We start from the raw sequence: 8066 nt of genomic DNA, 5'->3' as shown, positions 1-8066 counted from the left end.
AATTTATACATTTTTATAGAAACTTATAGAACCCCGACAGGGGACGGAAACGTGTTAGCACATACTATGAAGCTGATTATGACTAATAAGAAACTCATAGACCCCCGATAGGGGACGGAAACGATGTAAAATAATCATGGTACTTATTGGCAAATAAATAGAAACTCATAGAACCCCGACAGGGGACGGAAACTTCAAGCGGCTCTGATGTTTTAAAATCACGAATTACGATAGAAACTTATAGAACCCCGACAGGGGACGGAAAAGTGGTAACATTGTTGTTTTTCCACCAACACCAGATAATAGAAACTTATAGAACCCCGATAGGGGACGGAAACTTCTGCTGGTTATAATCAATATCGAAGTCATCAAACATATTGTAAAAACTCATAGAACCTCGGCAGGGGACGGAAACGTCTTAGTATTTTCTCCCATGAACTCCTTCCAGTGAATAGAAACTTATAGAACCCCGACAGGGGACGGAAACTTACACTGTCTTCAACCCATAAAGTTTCTTCCAGATACTGATAGAAACTTATAGAATCCCGACAGGGGACGGAAACTTCCACAGTTTTCTGTGTTCTTCCTCATAATTGATAGAAATTCATAGAACCCCGATAGGGGACGGAAACAAAATAAGGATTGCTGCAAACGCTCTCATGCTGTCATAGAAACTTATAGAACCCCGTTAGGGGACGGAAACAAGTACATTTTCCATTTTCGGTTTTCGATGCGTATAGAAACTCATAGAACCCCGGCAGGGGACGGAAACAAATCGACCAATTTGTTATTAGATAATTTATACATTTTTATAGAAACTTATAGAACCCCGACAGGGGACGGAAACGTGTTAGCACATACTATGAAGCTGATTATGACTAATAAGAAACTCATAGAACCCCGACAGGGGACGGAAACTTCATTCGCTTTGTCTTGTTCGCCGTTCTGTGAAAATAATAGAAACTCATAGAGCCCCGACAGGGGACGGAAATTTTCAACCACCGTCCTTATCACTTTCGTGCAGCACATAGAAACTTATAGAACCTCGACAGGGGACGGAAACTGTTGGTATGTCTTTGCGTCATACTTTGCGTTTGCATAGAAACTCATAGAACCCCGGCAGGGGACGGAAACTTCGTCTTAATTTTCAAAGACTCATCAGACGGTTATAGAAACTTATAGACCCCCGACAGGGGACAGAAACAATAATGTAAAGCTTATTTTTAAAATGGAAAATAAACGTGGTGCACGCATAACTAATGTGTCTCAATCTGGACAACCAGAAGGAGAAGTATTACACAAAACTAACGAGTCATGTACAATTAAATCTGTTAGAAAACAAGGTTTCTATTATGTAGCAACGTTAGAAGATTCTGAGTAGGAGGTAACTTAAATGAAAAGTAAGAAAAATGATGAACAGGTGAGTATTACAAAAAGATGGGAATTGGATGGTCTTCCTAAGATAACACCCAAGAAAAGTACAAAAAAATGGCAAAAAAATCCAAGTAAATAGAAACCTACGGACCCCCGACAGGGGACGGTTAATTGCTTTGCAGAAATGAAGGAAGGGTGTATTTATGAGTTATCTATATGTGAATGAACAGGGTGCTCGGATCGGTGTGGATGGCGGATATATCACAGTACAGATGAAGAATGATCTGCTTCGCAAGATTCCATCGGAAACATTGGAAAATATCTCGCTGTTTGGGAATGTATCCATTACCACTCAGGCTATGCAGAGGTGTTTGAAACTAGGAATAACATTAAATTTCTTCTCTTCTAATGGGCGTTATTATGGGCATTTGACCCCGACTGCTCGATGCCGGATCACAAGACAGCGGAAGCAATTCGCTATAACGGGAGAAGATAACTTTGTTCAGGCTTTTGCAAGAGAAATCTTAGGCGCTAAAATACATAACCAGAAAGTCGTGTTAAAACGATACCTTACAAAGCAAACGCCGGAAATCCTCGAAGCTGTAAAACAGATCGAAAACGCAGAGAGAAAACTTTGCAGATGTGAATCGCTAGATGCAATGAAAGGTTACGAAGGGATTGCAGCAAGATACTATTTCGCAGCATTAAGCGAAATAATCGAGCCTGATTTTAAGTTTTTCGGGCGGAATCGGATGCCTCCGAAAGATCCTTTTAATTCCATGCTTAGTTTGGGATACACCCTGTTGATGCATGAGATCTATGGATTGATCGAAGGACATGGGCTGAATGCTTATGCGGGATTTTTGCATCAGGATCGTGAGAAACATCCAACTCTGGCAAGCGATTTGATGGAAGAATGGCGTGCAGTCATTGTAGATTCGGTTGTTTTGAGCCTGATTCAGGGACATGAGATTCCTATCGATGGATTCCAGGATGATCATGAGACTGGAGGGATTCTTTTGATGAATGACACTTTTCGCATTTTTGTACGCAAATACGAGAAAAAACTGCGTTCAGAAATCCGCTATTTGCAGAGCGAAGGGAGGCAAAGTTATCGTGCATTATTGAATCAGCAGGTATTATTGTTTGCAAAAGCAATCGACGAAGAAGACCCGGAGATCTACAAGGCTGTTCGCATACGATAGGTGGACTTTATGAAAGATATCATGAAAGAAAACTATATGTTTGATACGGAAAATATTACATCTGTATCCAAAAATATGATCGTTGTGTGTTATGATATATCTGACAATAAAAGACGTAATCAGATGGTAAAGCTACTGGAACGTTATTTGTTTCGTGTCCAGCGTTCTGTATTTGAAGCGATGTTGACGAAACAGAAAACGAAACAGCTCAATCAGGAGTTGGCGCGTTTTGCAAAGGATGATGACAATATTCGGATTTATAAAATCAATGGTTCTGGGGATGTGACAGTATATGGAAATGCACAGATGCTGGAAGATGAAGAAATCATCATCATTTGAAGAATTATAGAAAGCAATGAGGAATAAAATGGACAAGCAGAAAATACTTTTTTCACCCCTAGGCGGGACAGATCCTATTTCGAATTTTCGTGACGGGTCTATGTTGCACATATGCCGGATCTACAAACCGGATATAGTGATTTTATATATGTCAAAAGAAATGTACGACTATCATGTGAAGGATAATCGGTATTTGTACTGCCTTGATAAATTATCTGAACTGATCGACCATAAGTTTGAGGTGAAATTGATCGAACGTCCGGAACTGACAGAAGTTCAAGATTTTGATTATTTTTATCAGGAATTTGAAACCTTGCTGCGTGAAATTCACAAAGAATATGAAGGAGAAATTCTTTTGAATATATCCTCTGGAACCCCAGCAATGAAAAACGCATTGAATATAATGGCAGATCTTATGGAAATCAGACTGCATCCGATCCAAGTAGTTACGCCGGAGGGAAAAATCAACTCTCACGAAGAGGATAAGGATAACTACGATGTGGAATCTTACTGGGATCTAAACCAGGACAACGATCCGGACACTTTTTATGATAGAACAACACTGATCAAAAGTCGCAATCAAACAGCCATGTTTACGATCAATAATATTCGTAAGCTGATCGACGCTTGTGATTATCCGGCGGCTTTGGATCTGGCGAGAAGTATTCATGAACTGATTCCTCAGAAAGCGATTCAGCTTTTGGAAATCGCTTGTGCCAGGATCAATCTTGATTATTCTAGCTATACCAAGGCGGGTGGAAACAAATATTCCTTCATGCCGGTACAAGGCAGCGACGCCCGGGATATTGTGGAGTATATTTTGATCTTACAGATCAAAGCCGAAAAAGAGGAATATGCGGATTTGCTGCGTGCAATCACGCCGGTGTTTTTTGAATTGTGTAAAATGGTAGTACGAAAACGGTGTGGGATAGATCTTGAAAAAGTGACATATGTAAGTAAAACTACTGGAGCATTCCGTTGGAAAAATAATTTGCAGAATATTGATAAAAAGTTATATGATTTTTTCATTGAGAGCTATGGAAAATACCGGGGCGGATATGTTGTAAGTGATCAGTTGACAAAAATGATCTGTAAATTTGACACTGATCCTGCTTGCAAAAAAGCGTTTGATGAATTTCGTGGCATTGAAGAAGCAGTACGTAATATCGCTGCGCATAATCTGGTATCCATCACAGATGATTGGATTAAATCTAAATGTGGATGCAACATAAATCAAATTGTTAAAAAGCTAAAATCTCTGGTTGCAATTTCTGGCATCAAAGTTACCTCTGACAGTTGGGATTCTTATGTAGCTATGAATACACTGATTAAAGAAGCATTTCTGTTAGAAGTATAGCAAGAGAGGAGCTTATCATGAAAACAGAACAGATCCGGCTGATCCAAGATACTTATACTGTTCCTGCGGAGGTGGGCGGGTATCTGGTGACATGCCCGGGATGCGGCGCACGTATCAATTTATATGATATGTATCATGGCTTTTGCCCGTGGTGCGAGAGCAGTATGAAGAAGCATCGCGACAGGATGATCCGGATCCTGCGGACACTGGATTACCGGATCGACCAAAGTGAATCGAAAAATGTGATCGTTCCGGCAGGCTATCTTCCGGTGCAGCAGCTCCAGCACTGGCTAGAGCATTCCGGTGAGATCTCTGGCGGAAGGGACGCCCGTAAAATCGTTGAAATCAAGGAGCTCCATGAAGGGGACAAGCATTTGCGCGCCTTGTGCGCGGTCTGCCTGGGAGGAGCTTATGAAAAAGCTTTGCAGGATCGTGATCCGGAGAAAGCAAAAAGCATTTTGCAGGGGCTTGCTACAGCAGAGGAAGAAAAATTCATCAAGTTTTCTTTGCATAAAGCGATCGATCTGCTGGCGGGAGAATGGCCGCGGAAGGTGAAGCTTTTGCAGCAGGCACGAGATCAGATAAGCGAAGTATTTAGATCTGAATATGTGCTGGAAGTGCTGCAAAGACTGGATTCGGAGGTGTAAGCGTGGAGACAAGATCCGTTTCTGATTTTAGTGTATTTTGCCCGGTTTGCGGGATAGAACAGAATCTGTACGATATTGCCGAGGGGCAGTGCATGATCTGCGGTACGGATCTGACGGCCGAGAAGAAGAAGCTGATGAAGGTGCTTCTGGCGCAGGATATATTTTTTGACTGCGATGAAAACGGTCATATCGTAGTGCCGGAGAGTGTTGTAAAAACGGGGACTCCGGCGGCGAAACCTGAGAACTTAGCGGCGAAACCTGAGGCTCCGGCGGTGCTCCATTTTAAAGGGCAGTTCAGCGAAATCGAGTATTATAAACATAAAGTGATCCAGATCCCGGATGAAGGGAAGCTGATCGTGCAGGTGTATTTTCATTTTAAAAACCTTGCAGGGAAACCAAAGTGTTTTTTGGACTGTTCTCAAATGCAGCTTTTTCAGCATGGTATGTCGAAGGATTTTTATCCAGGCTCCACTGATACAGAATCTCTCAACGCAGGAATCGTAATTCTGCCGGGATACAGTTTAGATGTGGCGAAGGGATTTGAAATACAGGACTATTCTGATGTTTTGCTAAGATATGTGCCGTGGGATGAAGACTTTGATCTGGAGTTTACACAGACCCTGCACCTGGAGAAAAGTGAAACTTCCGACGGGTTTGAGATGGCGTTTTTGGAGAATAAGCTTGTGGATTTCCTGCGGGACATTATTCATGAAAAGCTGCTGCAGGACAATAATTATGTGCGGCTGATGCGGCAGTTTGAACGGAAACATACGGAGAAAAGCGATGAGCAGGGTCTGGATGCGGCACTGATGGTGTTTTTCCTGAACTGGATGAATGATCATTTGACTGAAAAGGAACTGCAGGCTGCGGTGGATCGAAGGAAAAAGCAGGAGCAGGAAATGGAAGGACCGCTGGAAATCGTTATTGATCTGGCTGATCTGGGTTACGGAGATAACGAGGATTATGCGGAGCATGTTCCGGACGATGGCGACGATGGCGACGACTGGGAAATCGAGGATCCGGATGATGTAGAAGAAGAATCGGAATTCTATGAACCACCGGTTGACTACGAAGATGAAGATGCCATTGCCCTTGATATGGAAGAAGCTATTGATGATGCGATCATGTTCCACGGTGGAAACCCATTTGACTGGGATACGCGCAGTGATTTCCTGGATGATCCGCTGGGCTTTGGGGATGATGATGCGTGAAGGGACGGCTTCGCAAAAATGTACCAAATCAGCTGTTTTCGCGAGCAAAAACAGAAAGTGAATGATCAGTCAAGCGAATTGTCAGCAATAGAGTAACATTTATGGGATATTATGGTGAAGAAAAGGTGCCTCAAAGTTTAATTTTTTTCTGTCGATCCATTGCGAAGTTATAAACAACAAAATAATATGCGGTATGTGATATAAAACAGCAAGTTGATTTCACAGCACATACGGGAATTCAGAGAAGAGCTTTTAAAATTCTGTTTTTGAAGCTTTTCTTTTTTATTTCTGCGGAAAATCGTGCCGGGTTTTGAAATCGTGCCGGGTTTTGGTGGCGGACTGGGACTTTATGAGGGCGGACTCATAAAGTCCCGGTGCATTCTCTCATAAATTCTTATCATAAATCCTGGGACAAGGAATATCTTGTACTAAGACAAGCACGAAAGAGAAAGAGGGCGGTATGATGAAACAAAATGCAGGCAAACGGATCGATAACATATTGATCAAGCTGCCGGAGTCGATGCGGGACAGGATCAAAAAACTCCCGGCGCAGACATTGCAACAGCTGGAGGAGATCCGGATCCGGACGAACACGGACACGCTGCTGATCAGCGGTGGCAGAGAGTATAGTCTTCGCGACGGGGTCGAGATCACGGCGGAGGTGCTGGAAGAGATCTTGAACCGGCTGCTGGATTATTCGTACTATGCTTATGAAGAGGAGCTTTCCCGCGGCTATATCACCATCGAAGGCGGCCACCGGGTAGGGATCTGCGGACGAGTGACCCTGGAAAACGGGCAGGTGCATCTCATCAAGGACGTTTCTTCCCTGAACATTCGACGCAGCCGGGAAATCACGGGAGCATCGGAGAAGATTTTGGGTGCGGTGCTTTCTCCTGCAAAAGCTCCGGCTGAAAGCGTTCCAAATGCAGGGATTTCTGCCGGTTGCGGGGGCGACAGGAGTCCTGCCCCTTCGGATCTTTTCGGTGTTTGCTCGTCTGCTGCCGGTTGCGGGGACGAAAAGAGTCTTGTGACCTCGGATCTTTCCGGTGTTTGTCCGTCTGCTGCTGATTATGGGAGGATGGTTGTCCGCAACACGCTGATAATATCCCCGCCAAAGTGCGGGAAGACGACGATGCTGCGGGATCTGGCGCGAAACCTCAGCAACGCGGGTTTTCGCATCGGGATCTGTGACGAGCGTTCGGAGATCGCAGGGTGTTACGACGGAAAAACCAGCTATGATCTGGGGCCTCGGACCGATGTGCTGGACGGATGCCCGAAAGCAGACGGTATCCTGATGCTGATCCGAGCCATGTCACCTGACGTGGTCATGACGGACGAGATCGGCAAGCCGGAGGATGCGGCCGCGATCCGGTCGGCTCTCAGCGCCGGTGTGAAGATCATCACGACGATCCACGGCAGCAGCTTTGAAGATGCTGCAAAGTCTGCAGTCGGCAGTCTTATCACGGATCACGTCTTCGAAACCCTGATTTTTCTATCGGCACAGCCGGTTACAGGCACAGTAGAAAAGATCCTTAGAATGCCGGAGGTATCCCATGGTTAAAGTCATCGCCGGGATCCTTTTGTTTTTCGGCTGTACAGCACTGGGATTTTCCAAAGCATCAGGCTATAAGAACCGACGAGTGGAACTGGAAGACACGCTGGAATTGATCCGGCTTTTGCACCTGGATATCTCGTATCGAAAGGATGCGCTGGCAAAGACTTTTCAACGAGCCGCCTTACAGAAATCCTGCTGGTTTGCAGATGTTTTGCAAGAATGCGCCGAAGGACTGACAGTCCAAAAGACGCTGGGAAAAGCCTGGCAGGATGCTTTGCATAAAGAAAAAGAAGGCTGCCCATTGCTTTCGGAAGATGTGGAGATACTTACCGATCTTTTCCTGGGGCTGGGCCTGTCTCTTATACACATCTGACGCTG

At 44.3% G+C, this 8066-nt stretch carries 7 protein-coding genes; all 7 read left to right on the top strand.

The features are described 5' to 3' along the window. Positions 1 to 1577: 1577 nt before the first annotated feature. Complete coding sequence (gene cas1 / locus H8876_RS01140) at positions 1578 to 2579, top strand: CRISPR-associated endonuclease Cas1 (protein WP_249286188.1); 1002 nt, start codon at positions 1578 to 1580, stop codon at positions 2577 to 2579. A 9-nt stretch (positions 2580 to 2588) separates the two neighbouring features. Then, on the top strand, positions 2589 to 2918 hold the full coding sequence (gene cas2 / locus H8876_RS01135) for a CRISPR-associated endonuclease Cas2 (RefSeq protein ID WP_249286187.1): 330 nt from the start codon (positions 2589 to 2591) through the stop codon (positions 2916 to 2918). A 28-nt stretch (positions 2919 to 2946) separates the two neighbouring features. Then, on the top strand, positions 2947 to 4275 hold the full coding sequence (gene csm6 / locus H8876_RS01130) for a type III-A CRISPR-associated CARF protein Csm6 (RefSeq protein WP_249286186.1): 1329 nt from the start codon (positions 2947 to 2949) through the stop codon (positions 4273 to 4275). 17 nt (positions 4276 to 4292) lie between these two features. Next, positions 4293 to 4922, top strand: coding sequence for a hypothetical protein (locus tag H8876_RS01125; protein WP_249286185.1), 630 nt, complete (start codon positions 4293 to 4295; stop codon positions 4920 to 4922). Positions 4923 to 4924: 2 nt separating this feature from the next. Then, positions 4925 to 6133: a hypothetical protein gene (locus H8876_RS01120; RefSeq protein WP_249286184.1), complete on the top strand. Its 1209-nt coding sequence runs from the start codon at positions 4925 to 4927 to the stop codon at positions 6131 to 6133. Between the two features lie 460 nt (positions 6134 to 6593). Beyond that, complete coding sequence (locus tag H8876_RS01115; protein WP_249286183.1) at positions 6594 to 7694, top strand: hypothetical protein; 1101 nt, start codon at positions 6594 to 6596, stop codon at positions 7692 to 7694. Further along, complete coding sequence (locus H8876_RS01110) at positions 7687 to 8061, top strand: stage III sporulation protein AB (RefSeq protein ID WP_249286182.1); 375 nt, start codon at positions 7687 to 7689, stop codon at positions 8059 to 8061. The genes H8876_RS01115 and H8876_RS01110 overlap by 8 nt, the downstream gene beginning before the upstream one ends. Positions 8062 to 8066 lie beyond the last annotated feature (5 nt).

Origin of the sequence: Lentihominibacter faecis (assembly GCF_014306095.1) — a bacterium.
GTDB classification, from domain to species: Bacteria; Bacillota; Clostridia; order Peptostreptococcales; family Anaerovoracaceae; genus Lentihominibacter; species Lentihominibacter faecis.
Note: the sequence above shows the minus strand (reverse complement) of the source record. Positions and strands in the feature narration are given on the sequence as shown.

Coding starts and splice junctions, on each gene's coding strand:
- cas1 (WP_249286188.1), top strand. CDS start 1,578: ATGAGTTATCTATATGTGAATGAACAGGGTGCTCGGATCGGTGTGGAT.
- cas2 (WP_249286187.1), top strand. CDS start 2,589: ATGAAAGATATCATGAAAGAAAACTATATGTTTGATACGGAAAATATT.
- csm6 (WP_249286186.1), top strand. CDS start 2,947: ATGGACAAGCAGAAAATACTTTTTTCACCCCTAGGCGGGACAGATCCT.
- H8876_RS01125 (WP_249286185.1), top strand. CDS start 4,293: ATGAAAACAGAACAGATCCGGCTGATCCAAGATACTTATACTGTTCCT.
- H8876_RS01115 (WP_249286183.1), top strand. CDS start 6,594: ATGATGAAACAAAATGCAGGCAAACGGATCGATAACATATTGATCAAG.
- H8876_RS01110 (WP_249286182.1), top strand. CDS start 7,687: ATGGTTAAAGTCATCGCCGGGATCCTTTTGTTTTTCGGCTGTACAGCA.